The sequence below is a fragment of the Amycolatopsis solani genome, from assembly GCF_033441515.1.
GTDB classification, from domain to species: Bacteria; Actinomycetota; Actinomycetes; order Mycobacteriales; family Pseudonocardiaceae; genus Amycolatopsis; species Amycolatopsis solani.
The window spans coordinates 1831481-1848390 of record NZ_JAWQJT010000002.1; the positions used below are offsets into that span (position 1 = coordinate 1831481).

The 16910-nt window shown below is 72.7% G+C and carries 19 protein-coding genes; 11 read left to right on the forward strand and 8 right to left on the reverse strand.

Annotated elements, in window-relative coordinates; genetic code table 11:
* Positions 1 to 69: 69 nt before the first annotated feature.
* A complete protein-coding gene (locus SD460_RS28910) occupies positions 70 to 1194 on the reverse strand; it encodes an epoxide hydrolase family protein (RefSeq protein WP_290055997.1) in 1125 nt (374 codons plus the stop codon).
* Between the two features lie 62 nt (positions 1195 to 1256).
* Between SD460_RS28910 and SD460_RS28915 the strand changes: the two genes are divergently transcribed.
* A complete protein-coding gene (locus tag SD460_RS28915; protein ID WP_318306998.1) occupies positions 1257 to 2225 on the forward strand; it encodes a helix-turn-helix transcriptional regulator in 969 nt (322 codons plus the stop codon).
* Here SD460_RS28915 and SD460_RS28920 read toward each other — a convergent pair.
* On the reverse strand, positions 2194 to 2673 hold the full coding sequence (locus tag SD460_RS28920; RefSeq protein WP_290055999.1) for an SRPBCC family protein: 480 nt from the start codon (positions 2671 to 2673) through the stop codon (positions 2194 to 2196). The genes SD460_RS28915 and SD460_RS28920 overlap by 32 nt on opposite strands.
* A 1-nt stretch (position 2674) precedes the next feature.
* Positions 2675 to 3010, reverse strand: a complete 336-nt coding sequence (locus tag SD460_RS28925) for an ArsR/SmtB family transcription factor (protein ID WP_290056000.1) — start codon at positions 3008 to 3010, stop codon at positions 2675 to 2677.
* Between the two features lie 478 nt (positions 3011 to 3488).
* Between SD460_RS28925 and SD460_RS28930 the strand changes: the two genes are divergently transcribed.
* The 7 genes from SD460_RS28930 to SD460_RS28960 all read left to right on the forward strand — a co-directional run bounded on the left by SD460_RS28930 (position 3489) and on the right by SD460_RS28960 (position 10620).
* Positions 3489 to 4700 carry an ROK family transcriptional regulator gene (locus SD460_RS28930; protein WP_290056001.1) on the forward strand — a complete coding sequence of 404 codons (1212 nt, stop codon included), beginning with the start codon at positions 3489 to 3491 and terminating at the stop codon, positions 4698 to 4700.
* Positions 4701 to 4801: 101 nt separating this feature from the next.
* Positions 4802 to 5821: an ABC transporter substrate-binding protein gene (locus SD460_RS28935; RefSeq protein ID WP_290056002.1), complete on the forward strand. Its 1020-nt coding sequence runs from the start codon at positions 4802 to 4804 to the stop codon at positions 5819 to 5821.
* Positions 5818 to 6591 carry an ABC transporter ATP-binding protein gene (locus SD460_RS28940; RefSeq protein WP_290056003.1) on the forward strand — a complete coding sequence of 258 codons (774 nt, stop codon included), beginning with the start codon at positions 5818 to 5820 and terminating at the stop codon, positions 6589 to 6591. The genes SD460_RS28935 and SD460_RS28940 overlap by 4 nt, the downstream gene beginning before the upstream one ends.
* A complete protein-coding gene (locus SD460_RS28945; RefSeq protein ID WP_290056004.1) occupies positions 6588 to 7430 on the forward strand; it encodes an ABC transporter permease in 843 nt (280 codons plus the stop codon). The genes SD460_RS28940 and SD460_RS28945 overlap by 4 nt, the downstream gene beginning before the upstream one ends.
* Complete coding sequence (locus tag SD460_RS28950; RefSeq protein WP_290056005.1) at positions 7427 to 8740, forward strand: LLM class flavin-dependent oxidoreductase; 1314 nt, start codon at positions 7427 to 7429, stop codon at positions 8738 to 8740. Before SD460_RS28945 ends, SD460_RS28950 begins: the two co-directional genes overlap by 4 nt.
* Positions 8737 to 9633, forward strand: coding sequence for a TauD/TfdA dioxygenase family protein (locus SD460_RS28955; protein WP_290056006.1), 897 nt, complete (start codon positions 8737 to 8739; stop codon positions 9631 to 9633). Before SD460_RS28950 ends, SD460_RS28955 begins: the two co-directional genes overlap by 4 nt.
* Positions 9634 to 9684: 51 nt before the next feature.
* A complete protein-coding gene (locus tag SD460_RS28960; RefSeq protein ID WP_318306999.1) occupies positions 9685 to 10620 on the forward strand; it encodes an alpha/beta hydrolase in 936 nt (311 codons plus the stop codon).
* Here the strand turns inward: SD460_RS28960 and SD460_RS28965 are convergent.
* Positions 10571 to 11758, reverse strand: a complete 1188-nt coding sequence (locus tag SD460_RS28965; RefSeq protein ID WP_290056008.1) for an amidohydrolase — start codon at positions 11756 to 11758, stop codon at positions 10571 to 10573. The genes SD460_RS28960 and SD460_RS28965 overlap by 50 nt on opposite strands.
* A 44-nt stretch (positions 11759 to 11802) precedes the next feature.
* Complete coding sequence (locus SD460_RS28970) at positions 11803 to 12168, reverse strand: hypothetical protein (RefSeq protein WP_290056009.1); 366 nt, start codon at positions 12166 to 12168, stop codon at positions 11803 to 11805.
* Positions 12169 to 12265: 97 nt separating this feature from the next.
* On the opposite strand from SD460_RS28970, the gene SD460_RS28975 reads away from it, so the two are divergent.
* On the forward strand, positions 12266 to 13363 hold the full coding sequence (locus SD460_RS28975) for a carboxylate-amine ligase (protein WP_318307000.1): 1098 nt from the start codon (positions 12266 to 12268) through the stop codon (positions 13361 to 13363).
* Here SD460_RS28975 and SD460_RS28980 read toward each other — a convergent pair.
* Positions 13360 to 13740: an STAS domain-containing protein gene (locus SD460_RS28980; RefSeq protein ID WP_290056011.1), complete on the reverse strand. Its 381-nt coding sequence runs from the start codon at positions 13738 to 13740 to the stop codon at positions 13360 to 13362. The two genes, SD460_RS28975 and SD460_RS28980, sit on opposite strands and share 4 nt — an antisense overlap.
* Before the next feature lie 107 nt (positions 13741 to 13847).
* Here SD460_RS28980 and SD460_RS28985 point away from each other — a divergent pair, with 107 nt between their 5' ends.
* Together SD460_RS28985 and SD460_RS28990 are read left to right on the forward strand one after the other, a co-directional pair.
* A complete protein-coding gene (locus tag SD460_RS28985; RefSeq protein ID WP_290056012.1) occupies positions 13848 to 14984 on the forward strand; it encodes a carboxylate-amine ligase in 1137 nt (378 codons plus the stop codon).
* A gap of 9 nt (positions 14985 to 14993) precedes the next feature.
* The gene (locus SD460_RS28990) at positions 14994 to 15995 is read left to right on the forward strand and encodes an iron-containing redox enzyme family protein (protein WP_290056013.1); all 1002 of its coding nucleotides are present in this window, start codon (positions 14994 to 14996) and stop codon (positions 15993 to 15995) included.
* A 7-nt stretch (positions 15996 to 16002) separates the two neighbouring features.
* Here the strand turns inward: SD460_RS28990 and SD460_RS28995 are convergent, their stop codons facing one another.
* Both SD460_RS28995 and SD460_RS29000 read right to left on the reverse strand, forming a co-directional pair.
* The gene (locus SD460_RS28995) at positions 16003 to 16206 is read right to left on the reverse strand and encodes a CDGSH iron-sulfur domain-containing protein (RefSeq protein WP_290056014.1); all 204 of its coding nucleotides are present in this window, start codon (positions 16204 to 16206) and stop codon (positions 16003 to 16005) included.
* The gene (locus SD460_RS29000; protein WP_290056015.1) at positions 16193 to 16900 is read right to left on the reverse strand and encodes a HemK2/MTQ2 family protein methyltransferase; all 708 of its coding nucleotides are present in this window, start codon (positions 16898 to 16900) and stop codon (positions 16193 to 16195) included. The genes SD460_RS28995 and SD460_RS29000 overlap by 14 nt, the downstream gene beginning before the upstream one ends.
* Positions 16901 to 16910: the final 10 nt, after the last annotated feature.

Below are 16910 nucleotides of genomic sequence, written 5' to 3' on the forward strand. Positions count from 1 at the left end.
CCGCCGGGAGTTCGGCGCGGGCCAGCAGGTGCTGCCTCGCGAGCAGCGCGCGGTTGAGGGCGCGGACGTTCACGGGCGCAGCCCCCGGAAGAACGCGCGGACGTCGGCCACGAGCAGCTCCGGTTCCTCCAGCGCGGCGAAGTGCCCACCCGTGGCGAACTCCGACCAGTGCGCGATCTTTTCTTCCGGGTCCATGATCCGCCGGACCACCGGCGAGGCGTCGAACACCGCCCAGCCGGCCGGGACGTCCGACGGCGCCAGCCAGCCGTGCGCGGAATGCGCGGCCTCGTACAGGAACCGGGCCGCGGTCGCGCCGCTGCGGGTGAACCAGTAGAGGCTCACGTTCGTCAGCAGCCGGTCGCGGTCGACGCCGTCGCCGGTCCACGCCTGGAACTTCTCCGCGATCCAAGCCAGCTGCCCGACCGGGGAGTCGGTGAGCGCGGCCGCGATCGTTTCGGGCTTGTGCGACTGGAGATCCAGGTAGCCGCGGCCGGCTTTCCACACCTCGCGCGCGGTGTCCCATTCGGACTGTTCGGCCGGCGACAGGTTCTCCGGCAAGGGAAGCTGCTCCCCCGCCAGCGCGATCGTCCCGCGGTCGCTGTTGACGTGCGTGCCGATGACGCGCTCCGGGTAGAGCGAAGCGAGCCGCCCGGTGACGCCCGCGCCGATGTCGCCACCCTGCGCGGCGAACCGGTCGTAGCCCAGGCGCGTCATCAACTCCGCGAACGCGTCCGTCGTCCGGGCCAGCTCCCAGCCCGGTCCGCTCAGCGGCGTCGAGAACCCGAAGCCGGGCAGGGACGGGACGACGACGTGGAAGGCGTCCGGGCCGTCCGCGGCGAGCGGGCCGACGACGTCGAGGAATTCGGCGATCGAGCTGGGGTAGCCGTGGGTGAGCAGCAGCGGCACGGCGTCGGCGCGCGGCGACCGGACGTGCAGGAAGTGGATGGTCTGCCCGTCGATCTCGGTCGTGAACTGCGGGAACGCGTTGAGCGCCGCTTCCCGCGCCCGCCAGTCGAACCCGTCGCGCCAGTACTCGGCCAGCTCGCGGACGGCTTCGGTGGGCATGCCGCGGGACCAGTCCGGCTCGTCGCCGGGCACGACGTCGGCGAAGCGGGCGGCGGCGAGCCGTCGGTGCAGGTCGTCCAGGTCGGGCTGCGGGATCTCGATGCGGAAGGGGCGGATTTCGTTCGTCATGGGAAGGACGCTAGAAGCCATTGCGGAAGACTTCCTTCCGCGATTCGTGGGAAGCTCGAAAGATGTTGCAGACCTCCGCCCGCCTGCTCCGGCTGCTCTCGCTGCTCGAAACGCGGCGCGACTGGACCGGCGCCGACCTCGCCGAGCGGCTGGGCGTCACCACGCGCACCGTCCGCACCGACGTCGGCAAGCTGCGCGAGCTCGGCTACCCGGTCGAGGCCGCGCCCGGCGTCCAGGGCGGTTACCGGCTCGGCGCCGGCGCGCACCTGCCACCGCTGCTCCTGGACGACGACGAAGCCGTCGCCGTCGCGGTCGGTCTCCGGACGGCGACGGGCGTGTCCGGCATCGCCGAGACGTCGGTGCGCGCGCTCGCCAAGCTCGAACAGGTCCTGCCGTCCCGGCTGCGGCACCGGGTCCAGGCCCTGCAGGCCGCGACCGTCGCGGTGCCCGGCGCCGGCCCGGCCGTCGACGCCGGCGTGCTGACCGCGATCTCGGCGGCGATCCGGGCGAGCGAACGGCTGCGCTTCGACTACACGAGCCACCACCGCGAGGCGAGCCGCCGCGACGTCGAGCCGCACCGGCTGGTCAGCTGGGGACGGCGCTGGTACCTCGTCGCCTGGGACACCGCCCGCGACGACTGGCGCACGTTCCGCGTCGACCGCATGACGCCGAAGGTGCCGAACGGCCCGCGCTTCGCCCCGCGCGACCCGCCGGAGGGCGACGTCGCGCAGTTCGTCCAGCGCAGCGCGGGCGCGGCGACCTGGCGTTTCCACGCCCGGGTCCGGCTGCACGCGCCGGCGGAGCACGTCCGCGCCCGGCTGCCGATCGCCGTCGACGTGACGCCGGACGGGCCGGACCACTGCGTCGCCGAGGTCGGGTCGGACAACGCGCAGACGCTCGGGCTGTACCTGGGAATGCTCGAAGTGGACTTCGAGGTGCTCGACGCGCCGGAACTCGCCGCGGAACTGGCGAAGACGGGCGAGCGGTTCCTGCGGGCCGCTAACGCAGGGAGTCGGCCAGCTCCTGGATGATCACCATCTGTTCCTGGACACCGACCTCCATGCCGGACTCGTAGATCGTGTCGCGCAGTTCCTTGCTGCCGGTCACGGTCAGCAGCCGCAGGAGCGTCCGGTCGCCGTCGAGGGCGGTGAAGGTGACGGTGTTGAGCGGCCCGTCCACCGAGTCGAGCGGCACGCCCGGCAGTTCGAACACCTCGGTGTAGACGATCCGCTCGTCGGGCACGATCTCGCGGTATTCGCCGTGGAAGCCGACCTCGGCCCCGTCATCGGTCTTCAGCACATAGCGCCAGCGGCCGCCGGGCCGCAGGTCCAGCTCGACTTCGGTGGTGGTCCCGCGGTGGCCGCTCCACCAGCGGCGCACCAGCTCGGGCGTGGTCCACACGCGGTAGACGAGGTGCTTGGGCGCGTCGAACTCGCGCGTGATGAGGATCTGGTCGTCGGCCGGCAGGGTGATCTCCACGTCAGTGCTCCTGTTCCTTGAGTTCTTCGAGGACGTCGTCCATCAGGCCGAACCGCTCCGCCCACGTCCGCTCGTACTGCCGGACCCAGTCGTGGATCGGCTTGAGCGCGGGCCCGTTCAGCCGGTAAAGCCGCTGGCGGCCGTCACCGCGCACGTCGACCGCGCCCACCTCCCGCAGCACCCGCAGGTGCTTCGACACCTGCGGCTGCGCCAGGCCCAGCAGGTCGACGAGGTCGCCGACGGAACGCTCGCCGTCACGGAGGACGTCGAGGATCTGCCGCCGCCGCGGTTCGGCGACGGCGTTGAAGGTGTCGGTGGTCGTCGCTGCTCTTGCCACGGGAGTCATCATATGCCGATATGGGTATGCGTCAATACCCACATCCTGGGCAGGCTGGGCCGCCACCCCGGGGTCTGTCACCCCGCCGCTCGCCGCCCGTGGGGCCGTCGGTCGCCGGCGTCTTGAATGACTCATTCGAGACGCCGGAGGACCTGAATGACTCATTCAAGACATCCCGGCGCCCGATGCCCCGGAGGCGGCCCCGCGCTCCGCCGCCGAGACCCCGCAGGCGCACTGACCCACGCGCGATCCTCGAACAAGACCTCCGCCGCCATCCACATCCTGGGCACGCCGGTCGCCACCCCGGTTCTGCCGCCCCGCCGCTCGCAGGCCCGCGGGGCTGTCGGTCGCCGGTGTCCTGAATGACTCATTCAAGACGTCGGCGCACCGGCCAAGCACGATCCGAACGAGAACTCGGGCCGCCATCCACATCCTGGGCAGGCTGGGCCGCCACCCCGGTGTCTGCCACCATCAGGCCATGACGGCCCGGGCCGACGCTCCACAGAGGACGGACGCGCGCGGCGCCCGGCGCACCGCCAGTGCCAGTGCCGTCCTGCGGGCCGTGCTCGACGGGGGGCCGATCGCGCGCAGCACCATCGCGCGCCGGACCGGGTTGTCCGCCGCCGCTGTCAGTGGGCACAGTGCCGAACTGCTCCAGCGCGGTCTGCTGCGGGAGCTGCCGGAAACCGAAAAGCGCGTCGGGCGGCCGCACGTGCCCGTCGACCTCGATACCGGGCGGCACGTCGCCGGTGCGCTGCACCTCGCCGTGCACCACGCCACCGTCGCGCTGCTCGACGTGCGCGGGAACGTCCTGGTGCAGCACGAAGAACCGCACGACGGGCTGGCCGCCGAGGACCTGCTCGCGCGGGCCGCCGAGATCCTCGACGACCTCCTGCTCGGGTACGCCCCGGACCGCGAGCCGCTCGGGCTCGGGGTGGCCACCGGGGGCTGGGTCGACCGCGCGTCCGGGACGGTGGTCGAACACCCGCTGCTGGGGTGGCGGGACGTCCCGGTGCGCGACCTGCTCGCCGCGTCGACCGGACTCACCGTCGCGGTCGACGGGCACGCGCGTTCCCTGGTGCACGCCGAACAGCTCTTCGGGCACCCGCGGGCGCGGGACAGCGTCGTGCAGCTGTTCACCGGCAACGTCGTCGACGCGGCGTTCGCCACCGGCGGCACCGTGCACCACGGGCCGCGCTCGGCCGCGGGGGCGGTCGCGCACCTGCCGGTCGACGGCAGCGCCGAAGCGTGCCGGTGCGGGCGCAGCGGCTGCCTCGAAGCCACCGTTTCGGAAGCGACCCTCGCGCGCAGGGCCGCGGAAAGCGGGTTGATCGCGCGCCCGGATTTCCCGGAATTGCTCGCGCTCGCCGGAGAAGGCGATTCCGCGGCGGTGCGGATGTTCCACGAGCGCGCCCGGCTCATCGGGCAGGCGGCGGCCTTGCTGCTCGACGTCCTCAACCCGGCCGTGCTCGTGGTGGTCGACCGCAGCATAGCGGGCGTGCCCGGCTGCCTTCCCGCCATCCGGGACGAGGTCGGCGAACGCTCCCGCCGCCTTGACAGCGCGGAAACCGTTGTGGGCACGAGCTTCCCGGGCACCGAGCTGGCCACCGCGGGCGGTGCGGTCCTGCTCGACCTCCTCTACGAAGACCCGCTCGGTCCGCTCCTCACCGGACTCTCCCACGCTTCGTGAACCACCCGAGTTATTTCACGAACTCGCAAAATTGACCCTCCGGCCGGCGGCTGCCGACAATTGCCCCAACCCCGCCGACTCCCGGAACGGACGAAACCACCGTGAAGAAAACCCTGCCCCTGCTCGCCTTCGCCGCCGCGCTGCTCGCCGGCTGCGCTTCGGCGACGGCCACCGGTGCGCCCGGGCAACCCGAGAAGCTGGAACTGCGCTACCAGGGCAACGCCAATTCCGTGAGCCTGCCCGAACTCGCCGAAGACCTGGGCTACTTCGGCCCGGTCAAACTGAAGTGGGTCGGCAACACGATCAGCGGCCCGCAGGACATCCAGTCCGCGGCCACCGACCAGACCGACTTCGGCGGCGCCTTCACCGGCGCGGTCGTCAAGCTCGTCGAGGCCGGGGCGCCGGTCAAGGCGGTCGTCAACTACTACGGCTCCGACGCCAAGGCGTTCATCGGGTTCTACACCAAAGAGGACAGTCCGATCCGGACCGCCCGCGACCTGATCGGCAAGAAGGTCGGCGTCAACACCGCCGGGGCGAACCTCGAAGCCGCACTCGACACGTGGCTGAGGGGCCAGGGCCTCTCGGACGACGAGATCAAGCAGGTCCAGCTGGTCGTCATCCCGCCGGTCAACGCCGAGCAGGCGCTGCGCAACGGCCAGCTCGACGTCGCCGCGCTGCAGGGCATCCTGCAGGACCACGCCCTCGCCACCGGCGGCGTCCGCGCGCTCTTCAGCGACGTCCAGGCGTTCGGGCCCTACAACGGAGGGCCGTACGTGCTGCGCACCGACTTCATCAAGAAGTACCCGGAAACCACGAAGGTCTTCGTCTCGGCGGTGGCCCGCGCCATCGAATGGGAACGCACCACGCCCCGCGAAGAGGTGATCGCCCGGTTCACCAAGATCGTCAAAGCCCGTGGCCGCAACGAAAGCACGGAAACGCTGAAGTACTGGAAGAGCGCCGGCCTCACCCGTGGCGGGCTCATCTCCGACCAGGACTACACGCTCTGGGAGCCGTGGCTGAAGCAGCAGGGCTACCTCAAGGGCGACAAGATCGACACCTCGAAGCTCTACACCAACGAATTCAACCCCTACCGCGACGGCGCTCCGGCGGTGAGCAAGTGATCGCCATCCGCGCGGTGACCAAGACCTTCGGCGCGCTCACCGCACTCGACGACGTCTCCCTCGACATCGCCGACGGCACGTTCCTCTCCCTCGTCGGGCCCAGCGGGTCGGGCAAGTCGACGCTGCTGGACCTCCTCGGCGGGCTCACCACCCCGACGTCCGGCGAGGTGCTCATCGACGGCGAGCCGGTGCGCGGCCCCGGCCTCGACCGCGGCGTCGTCTTCCAGCAGTACGCGCTGTTCCCGTGGCGCACCGCCCGCGCGAACGTCGAGTTCGGCCTCGAAGGCGGCCCGCTCGGGAAGCGGCAGCGCGCGGACCGGGCCCGCGAATTCCTCGACCTGGTCGGGCTTTCCGGCTTCGAGGACCGCTACCCGCACGAGCTGTCGGGCGGGATGAAGCAGCGCGTCGCGATCGCCCGCAGCCTCGCCTACGACCCGGCGGTGCTGCTGATGGACGAGCCGTTCGCCGCGCTCGACGCGCAGACCCGCGAGCAGCTGCAGGAGGAGCTGCTGCGGATCTGGCGCCGCACCGGCAAGACGATCGTGTTCATCACCCACGGCATCGACGAGGCGGTCTACTTGGGACAGCGGGTCGCCGTGCTCACCTCGCGGCCCGGGCGGCTCAAGGCCGTCGTCGACGTCGACCTCGGCGACCGCACCGGTGACGTGCGCTCCGCCCCGGAGTTCGGGCGGCAGCGCCACCGGCTCTGGGAACTGCTGCACGACGAAGTCCGCAAGGCGGCCGAACACGAACGGAGCGCGGTGCGATGACGACCACCCTCGAAGCCCCCGCCGTCCACACCGGACCGGCAGCGCCACCGCCCGAACCACGCCGGCTCACCAAGAAGCTCACCCGGGCGGTGCACGCGTCCGCCGCGGTCGTGCTGTTCGCGGCGCTCTGGGAGCTCGTCCCCCGGTTCGTCCTCGACGAGAGCACCCGCACGTTCCTGCCACCGCTGTCGGAAGACCTGCGAGCGCTCTGGGAACTGGTCCTCGACGGCCAGCTCGCCGAGCACCTGCTGGCCAGCATCGGCCGGTCGGCCGCCGGGTTCGCGATCGCCGTCGGCGTCGCCGTCCCGCTCGGGCTGCTGATCGGCTGGTACCGGCCGGTCGCGCGGTTCCTGCAGCCGCTGCTGGAACTCGCCCGCAACACCGCCGCGCTGGCGCTGCTCCCGGTGTTCACGCTGCTGCTGGGCATCGGCGAGCTGTCCAAGGTCAGCCTCGTGGTCTACGCCTGCGTGTGGCCCGTGCTGCTCAACACGATCGCCGGCGTGCACACCGTCGACCCGCTGCTGGTGAAGGCGGCCCGCTCGCTCGGGTTGTCGAGCCCGCGGCTGTTCCGGAAGGTGATCCTGCCGTCGGCGGTGCCGACGGTGTTCACCGGCATCCGGATGGCGGCCTCGTACTCGATCCTGGTGCTGGTGGCCGCCGAGATGGTCGGCGCGAAGGCGGGGCTCGGCTACCTGATCAACACCACCCAGGTGAACTTCCTCATCCCCCAGATGTACGCCGGGATCATCGCGGTCTCGCTGCTCGGCGTGCTCGTCAACCAGGGCTTCGTCGTGCTCGAACGACGGTTCTCGACCTGGCGTCCCAAGGAGAACCCATGATGCACCTCAACGCGTTCGTGATGCCGAACGGCCACCACGAAGCGGCGTGGCGGCACCCCTCGACCGACCCGGTCCGGGCCCGGACGCTGCAGCACTACGCCGACATCGCGCGGACGGCCGAGCGCGGCAAGCTCGATTCCCTCTTCCTCGCCGACGGCGTCGCCCTCTGGGGCAACGTGAAGCACAACTCCCACAGCCACTTCGAACCGCTGACGCTGCTGTCCGCGCTCGCCGCGAGCACGGTCCACATCGGACTCATCGCGACCGCGTCCACGACCTACAACGAGCCCTACCACCTCGCCCGCAAGTTCGCCTCGCTCGACCACCTCTCCGGCGGCCGCGCGGGCTGGAACATCGTCACCTCGGCGGGGATCGACGAGGCCCGCAACTTCAACCTGGCCAAGCGGCCGTCGCACGCGGCCCGCTACGAACGAGCCGACGAGTTCGTCGAGGTCGTCAAGAAGCTCTGGGACAGCTGGGAAGACGACGCCGCGCTCGTCGACCGCGCGAGCGGGATCTACGCCGACACCGATCGCATCCGGGCGATCGAGCACGACGGCCCGCACTTCCAGGTGCACGGGCCGCTCAACATCGAGCGCCCGCCGCAGGGCCACCCGCTGCTCGTGCAGGCCGGGTCCTCGGAGACCGGCAAGGAGTACGCCGCCCGCCACGCCGAAGCCGTTTTCACCGCGCAGCAGACCTTCGCGGAAGGCAAGGCGTTCTACGACGACGTCAAGGGCAGGCTCGCGAAGTACGGCCGCAGCCCGGACGAGCTCAAGATCCTGCCCGGCATCTCGCCCATCCTCGGCCGCACGGAAGCCGAGGCGCGCGAGCGGGAGGCCGAGCTGAACGCGCTGATCACGCCGGACTACGGGCTGCGGCAGCTGTCGAAGATGCTCGACCACGACGTCACCGGCTACCCGCTGGACGGCCCGCTGCCGGAGGTCGGCAGCTTCACCGAGGGCGGCCAGAGCCGGTTCGAGCTGGTCGTCGGCCTGGCCCGGCGCGAAGACCTGACCATCCGGCAGCTGCTGGAGCGGCTGGCGGGCGGGCGCGGGCACCGTGTCTTCGCCGGCACGCCGGCCCAGGTCGCCGACGAGCTCGAGGCGTGGTTCACCGGCGGCGCCGCCGACGGCTTCAACGTCATGCCGCCCACCCTGCCCGGCGGGCTCGACGACTTCGTCGACCTCGTCGTCCCGGAGCTGCAGCGGCGCGGGCTCTTCCGCACCGAGTACTCCGGCCGCACCCTGCGCGAGCACTACGGCCTCGCGCGTCCCGTCACCCACCACCGAGTCAAGGAGCCCGCATGACCGCGATCAGCACCGACGTCCGCAAGATCACCGGGAGGATCGGCGCCGAGATCGTCGGCTTCGACCCCACCGGCGACCTCGACGCGGCCCAGGTCGCCTTCCTGACCGACGCGCTGCACGAGCACAAGGCGCTGGTGTTCCGGGGCGTCGAGCTCGACGACGAGGGCCAGCAGCGCTTCGCCGCGCACTTCGGCGAGCTCACCAAGGCCCACCCGACGGTGCCCGCCGTCGAGGGCGCGCCGACGATCCTGCCCGTCGACAGCGAGCAGGGCCGCGCCAACCACTGGCACACCGACGTCACCTTCGTGCTCAACCCGCCCCGGGCGAGCACGCTGCGCAGCCTCGTAGTGCCGCCCTACGGCGGCGAAACACTGATCGCGAACGCCGCGGCGGCCTACCGCGACCTGCCGGAACCGCTGCGGGCGTTCGCCGGCACGCTGCGGGCGGTGCACACCAACGACTACGACTACGTCCAGCCGCCGGAGACGGTGGACGACAAGGAGCAGGCGCGCCGCGCGCAGTTCGTCTCGCGCAAGTACCGGACCGTGCACCCGGTGGTGCGGGTGCACCCGGTGACCGGCGAGCGCGGGCTGTTCATCGGCGGCTTCGCCCAGCGGATCGAAGGGCTTTCGGTGAACGAATCGCGCGACCTGCTGCGGTTGCTGCAGTCCTACGTGACGCGGCCGGAGAACGTCGTGCGGGTGCCGTGGGAGCCGAACCAGCTGGTGCTGTTCGACAACCGGATCACGCAGCACTACGCGATCGACAACTACGACGGCCTCCCCCGGCGCCTCAACCGCGTCACGGTGGCCGGCGACGTCCCGGTGGGCCTCGACGGCCGGGCGAGCGAGTCGCTCGAAGGGGACGCCTCCCACTACACCTCCGTCGCCTAGTTAGGTTCCGTCCGCGCCCGGGTAACCGGGTGCGGACGGAAGGGGTGTGCGGTGGTCAGTGTGCAGGCGAAGGTCAAGATCGCGCTGCTGCGCGCGTCGGGCCAGAAACGGTTCTACGACAACGCGTCGGCGCTGCACCATCGGCTGCCCCGGCACCAGAAGCCGTCGATGGCCCGGCCGCAGCGAGGGGTCCGGCGCCGGTGCGCCGTCGAGCGGCACGCGGTGAACGGTTTCCCGTGCTTCACCTTCCGGCCGCGCGGCGGCACGCCGAGCGACCTGCACGTCCTGCACCTGCACGGCGGCGGGTTCGTCGAGCAGGTCGAGAAGCACCACTGGAAGTACGCCGCCGACCTGGTGTCGCGGCTCGGCTGCGCGGTGACGCTGCCGGTGTACCCGCTGGTGCCGCACTACGACCACACGGCGACGATCCCGATGGTGCAGGCGTCCTACGACGGGATCGAGGCCGGGCGCGTCGTGGTCTCCGGCGACTCCGCGGGCGGGGCACTCGCCCTGGCGATCGCCCAGGAGCTGCGGGCGGCCGGGCGGCCGCAACCCGAACGGCTGGTGCTGTACTCGCCGTGGCTGGACGTCCTGCTGGAAGACCCGGTCTCGGAGCTGCTGGACGAGACCGACCCCATGCTCGGCATCGCCGGGCTGCGGGAGGCGGGCCGGATGTACGCCGAGGGCGCCGACCCGCACGACCCGCGGATCAGCCCGATCCACGCCGACCTGAGCGGCCTCGCGCCGATCACGCTGTTCATCGGGACGCGCGACGTCCTGCTGCCGGACTGCCGCCGGTTCCACGCTCGCGCACGGGACGCCGGGGCGGACCTGGACTACCGCGAGTACCCCGGGATGTTCCACAACTGGCTGATGCAGGACATCCCCGAGGGCCGCGAAGCGATGAACCACGTGGAGCGGCTGCTGCGCCGTCCGGTCAGTGCCCGGAGCGCGCCAGGTCGTGGAAGCAGTCCCACGCCCGGCTGACCAGGGCCGGGTGGGTGCGCAGGTCGATCGCCGTGCGGGCCAGTGCCGCCGCCGACGCCAGCATCGCCGAACGGCCGCGCGGGCTCGCCGCCGCGGCCGCGAACTCGGGGGTGTGGTCGGCGTACTCCTCCGCCGTGATCGCCACGAACGGGTGGATCGCCGGGACGCGGACGCTGACGTCGCCGATGTCCGACGAGCCCAGGTACACGCCGGGGGACGGCGGGGTCGCGTGGATGCCGCACGCGGCCAGGTGCTCGGTGAACCGCTCGGACAGCACCGGGTTGTCGCGGAAGTGCGCGTAACCGCGGCCGTCGCGTTCGACGTCCACCTTCGCGCCCGTCGCCAGTGCCGCGCCCTGCGCACCCGCCGTCACGTCCTCGACCAGGCTGTCCAGCGCGCCCGTCGTCAGCGCGCGGAGCCCGAAGCGCCCCTCGGCGCGGTCCGGGACGATGTTCGTCGCCTCGCCGCCGTGGGTGATGATGCCCTGGATGTGCGAGCCCGCGGGCAGGCGCTGGCGCAGCGCGGCCATCGCGCCGAACATCTGGATCAGCGCGGCGAGGGCGTCGATGCCCGCCTCCGGGTCGCCGGTCGGGTGCGCGGCGCGGCCGTGGAAGGTCACCTTCACCTCCACCTGCGCGGTCAGCGGGGCCCACGACCACGAGTGGACGCCGGGGTGGACCATCAGCGCCGCGTCGACGTCGTCGAAGACACCGGCTTCGGCGAGCGCGACCTTGCCACCGCCGCGTTCCTCCGCGGGACAGCCCACGACCAGCAGCGCGCCCGGGCTGTCCGCCAGCACTTCCTTGGCTGCCAGCGCGGCTCCGAGCCCGGCCGCGGCGATCAGGTTGTGCCCGCAGGCGTGCCCGAGGCCGGGCAGCGCGTCGTATTCGAGCAGCAGCGCGACGCACGGCCGCCCGCCGCCGGCCCGCGCGGTGAACGCCGTCGGCAGCCCGGCGATCCCGGTTTCCACCTCGAAGCCGTCCTCGGCCAGCTCCCGCGCCAGGCGTTCCGCGGCCGCGTGCTCCTCATAGGACAGTTCCGGGTTCTCGTGCAACGCGGTCGCGACCGCCCACAGGCGTTCGTCCAGCCGCTGGACCCGCTCGTCCGACCGCTCGTGCAGTTCCTCGTGCCCGTCCATGCCCACCGGATACCTTTACCACGTCCGGGCCGGCCACGCGGCCCTCACGGCGCAGCCAGCTCACGCAGGGCGATCTGCGAGTTCTCCAGTTCCTTCGTCATCAGCAGGGCGACCGTTCCGGCGTGCGCCAGTGCCCGGCCGACCTCGCCCACCGAATCCCACACCGCCCCGGCGTCGTCGTCGCCGTGGCGGACCACCCGGCCGGACAGCAGGCCGTCTTCCAGCCGCCCCTGGAGGGCGGGCAGCAGCTGGGTGAGGTCGTCGGCCAGCAGCCGCAACTCCCCGAGCACGTGGTACAGCTCGGCCGGCGGAACGAGTTCGCCGGCCCCGATGCGGCAGGCGAGCCGGTGCAAGGTGGCACCGGCGTCGGCGGCCAGCAGTGACGGCGAAGCGGTGGCGCTCGGGTTCATGACCGACCGGATACCCCCGGTGCGACGGCGAAAACGCCGTTTGCGCGGTCCGCGTCGCGGGTACTCATCGCACCCCCCGACCCCCAGGAGAACATCGGTGAACGAACCGACCGGCGACGTGCCGACCTTCGGCGTCGAAGAGGAGTTCTTCGTCGTCGACCGCCACGGCCACCTGTCCCAGGCCGGCGACGACGTCGTCGACGCCGCCGAAGCGGCCGCCGACGAGCAAGGCGAGCTGCAGCACGAACTGACGCGGTCTCAGGCCGAGGCCGCCACCGGCGTCTGCCGGACCCACGACGAGGCCTTGCGCCAGCTGCGCGGCCTGCGTGACGACCTGTCCGCGGCGGCCAGGCGGCGCGGCTACCGGCTGCTGCCCGCCGCCGCACCCCCACTGTCCGAAGTGGACTTGCCGAGCATCACGCCGAACCCGCGCTACGAGCGGATGGCCCGGCACTTCGGCGCCACCGCGCGGACTTCGCTCACGTGCGGCTGCCACGTGCACGTCGCCATCCCCGACGCCGAGACCGGCGTCCAGGTGCTGAACCGGGTCCGGCCGTGGCTGCCGGCGCTGCTCACCGTCACCGCGAACTCGGCGATTTCCGACGGCTACGACACCGGCTACTGCAGCTGGCGCTACCAGCAGTGGAGCCGGTGGCCCTCGGCCGGGTCGCCGCCCCGGTTCGCCTCGCTCGACGAGTACGAGAGCATCGTCGACGCGTGGCTGCGCGCGGGGTCGATCCTCGACCGCGGGATGATCTACTGGGACGTCCGGCTCTCGGAAAACCAGCCGACGCTCGAATTCCGCATCGCCGACGTCGCCGCGACCCCCGAAGAAGCGGTGCTCCTGGCGGTGCTGGTCCGCGCCTTGGTCGCCACGGTGCAGCACGACGCCGCTCCCCCGCCGGCCCTGCCGAACGAGGTGCTGCGCGCCCAGCTCTGGCGGGCGTCCCGCGACGGCGTCACCGGCGACTGCGCGCACCCGGACACCGGGGACCTGGCACCGGCGAAGGCGGTGCTCGACGATCTCCTCGCCCGGACGGCGCCGGTGCTGGAAGCGGCCGGCGACCTCGACTTCGCGCGGGACGGCGTCGCGCGGCTGGCCGCCGAGGGAGGCGGCGCCGACCGGCAGCGGCGCCGCTTCGCGGACAAGGAACGCGGTGAAGACGTGGTGGACCTGCTGACCGGGGGCGGCTAAGCCCGCAGCCGGTCGAGGAGGTCGAGCGCGCGGGCCGCCGGGTGCGACCGGCCCGCGTCGAGGACGAGGTGGACGCCGACGGCGGCGGCCCGCTCGTGGGCGCGCATCAGCGCGCGAAGCCCGGCGGCGCCCAGGAAGCGGACTTCACCCAGGTCGAGGCGCACCACCCGGGGCCCGGCCCGGAGGAAGTCGTCGAGCGCGGCTTCCAGGCGGGACACGGTGCAGACGTCGATTTCGCCCGTCACCTCCACGACGACGGCGTCGGCGGTCGACCACCGGGTACGGCCGCTCAGCTCGCCGACGGGAGCGCGAGGCGAAGGCAGCCGGTACGTCGGCGGATCCGGTGCGGGTGCGCGTTGCCGCTCATGAGTCGTCATTGACTTGAGTTACCCGGTGCGCGTTCGTGGCCAAACAACCCCCGGTCCACGCGCGTTTCCGCAGCCGGAGCGGGTATCCCGCCGGCACCGCCCGGAAGGAGCCCGCCATGCCCGACGGCCCGCCCACGATGGGCGTCGAAGAAGAGTTCCTCCTCGTCAACCCGCGCACCGGGCACGCGTCCGCGCACGCGGACCAGGTGCTGGCGCGCCACCGCCACCACGGCCCCCTCCCCGACGGCGTCCGGGTGCACCGCGAGCTGCGGCTCACCCAGATCGAAGCCGCCAGCGGGGTCTGCACCACCGCGGACGGGCTCCGGCACCAGCTGACGGCGGCCCGGCGCGTGCTGGCCGGGGCCGCCGCGGCCGAAGACTGCGCGCTCCTGGCCACCGGCACCCCGATCGGGCCCGGCCCTGCCGCGCACCCACCCGCGAGCGAAGAGCGGTTTGCCCGGATCGACGAGACCTACGGCGCGGTGGTCGCCGACTACGAAGCCTGCGGGTGCCACGTCCACGTCGGGGTGCCCGATCCCGACACCGCGGTCGCGGTCGTCAACCACGTCGGCCGGTGGCTGCCCACGCTGCTCGCGCTGTCGGCGAACGCGCCGTTCGACCACGGTCGCGACACGGGCTACCACAGCTGGCGGATGGTCCAGCAGTCCCGCTTCCCCGGTTCCGGCGTCGCGCCGCACCTGCGCGACCACGCCGAGTACCGCCGGACCGTCGAGACGCTGGTCGACTGCGGCGCGCTCGTCGACCCGCACCAGACGTTCTGGCTGGCCCGCCCGTCCGGCCGGTTCCCGACCGTGGAGTTCCGGGTCGCCGACACCGCGCTGACCGTCGAGCACGCCCTCCTGCAGGCGCTGCTGAGCCGGGCGCTGGTGCGGCGGGCACTCGCCGACCTCGGCCGCGGGCGCACGGCGGAGCCGCTGTCCCCGCAGGTGGCCGCGGCGGCGGTGTGGACCGCGGCGCGCCACGGCCTCACCGGGCAGCTCGTCGACGTCGCCGGGCGGACGCGCCGTCCGGCGTGGGCTCTGGTCGAGCAGCTGCTCACGCACGTCAGGGAACCCCTCGAAGCGAACGGTGACCTGGCCGAAGCCCGAGCACTGGTCGCGGTCCTGCGTGCCGAGGGCACCGGTTCCGTCCAGCAGCGCGCGCTGGCCGGCCGCGGCTCCCCGGAGGCCGTCGTCGGGGCGCTCACCGCGCTGACCGTGCCGCCGGGGCATGGAACGCTGCGTACGGGGTAACCGTCGACCATGACGACCTCGACCCTCGTGGCGGCCACCCTGCCCGCCGCCCGCGGCCCGCTCTCGGAGTCCGTGCTGGGCACCCTGCTGCGCGAACAGCCCCGCGCGGACCTCGGCTTCGACGGGCTCGTGGCCGCCGACCCGCTCGGCGACGACGTCCAGCTGGCCCTGCACCTGTGCTACGAACTGCACTACCAGGGCCTGCCCGGGGTGTCGCCCGACTGGGAGTGGGACCCGGAACTGCTGCGCCTGCGCGGCGCGCTGGAGTCGCGCTTCCTCGCGGCCCTGCACGAAAACGTGCCGGGTGGCGACGACGTCACCGCCGAACTGGACGCGATGCTGGTCGAGCCGGTCGACGCGGAAGGCGTCTCGCACTTCCTCCGCGACCACGGCGACTGGGAGCACCTGCGGGAGTACTTCACGCACCGCTCGGTCTACCACCACAAGGAAGCCGACCCGCACGCGTGGGTGATCCCGCGCCTGCGCGGGCGCGCCAAGGCGGCGCTGGTGGCGGTGGAGTTCGACGAGTACGGCGGCGGCCGCGCGGAGCTGGCGCACGCGCGGCTCTACACCGACCTGCTGCGGGCAGCCGGCCTGCCGGACGGCTACCTGGAGCTCATCGACCACGCCCCCGCCGAGATGCTGGCGGTGGTCAACATGATGTCGTTGTTCGGCCTGCACCGGTCGTTGCGCGGCGCGCTGTGCGGTCACTTCGCGGCGGCGGAGATCACGACCGGGCCGTCCGCGCACCGGATGGACCAGGCGCTGCAGCGCGTCGGCGCCCCCGAGGCGTGCCGGTTCTTCTACACCGAGCACATCGAAGCCGACGCGGTCCACGAACAGGTGATGCGCCACGAGGTGCTCGGCGACCTGCTCGAGCAGGAACCCGAACTGGCCGCCGACGTCGTGTTCGGCATCCAGGCGACGGAATTCCTCGAAGGCCGGTTCGGCACGCGGCTCCTGGAGCGGTGGCAGGCCGGGGAATGCTCGCTCCGGATTCCCCTGGCCTGACCGGGCTTCAGTCCTTCCCGCGCACCCGTTTGCGGTGGCTGGTGTCGCAGAAGGGGAACCGCTTGCTGCGGCGGCACGCGCACACCGCGACCACGAACCGGTCGGACCGCACGACCTCCCCCTCCGGTGTGCGCAGCTCCACCGGCCCCTCCACGAGCACCGGGCCGCCGGGGACCACGGTCACCCGGCGCGGGCGGTCAGCGGTCGGCACGCAGCACCACCAGTTCCTCCGTCCGCCGGCCCGGCGCGATCAGGCCGGCCGCCTCGAGGAACGCGGTCCGTCCGGAAAGGACCGGGCCGAACGGGATCCGGGCGCGCCGGGCCACCGAGACGCGCAAGCCTCGCGCGGCCAGCGCGGCCCACGACTTGTCCACATCGGACAGTTCTGATTGGACGATGAGCAGCGTCCCGCCGGGACGCAGGAGCGTGCTCGCCGCCGCGCACAACGGGTCCAGCACCGCGCGGCCGTCCGGCCCCGCGTCCCAGCCACGCGTGGCGCGGACCGCCTCGGCCGGCGCCGGGACGTACGGCGGGTTGGCGACCACGACGTCGAACGGGCCCCGGCGCACCGCCGTCGTCAGGTCTCCCCGGCGGGCGCGGACGGCGGCCTGGCAGACCAGCGCGTTGAGCCGCGCCGAGGCCAGTGCCCGGCGCGAAAGGTCCACGGCCAGCACGGATCTGGCGCCGCCGCGGGCCAGCGCGATCGCCTGCGCGCCGGTACCCGTGCACAGGTCCAGTGCCCGAGCGCCGGGCGGGATGGCCAGGTCGGCGATCGCGGCGGCGAGCAGGGCGGTGTCCTCCTGCGGGCGGTAGACACCGGGCAGGCGCAGCAGCCGCGGGACTCGCGGCGGCGCGGGGACGACGGCCGAGGGGACAGGGAGGGCGGGTTCCGCCGACGTGGTCATCGCGGTCTCC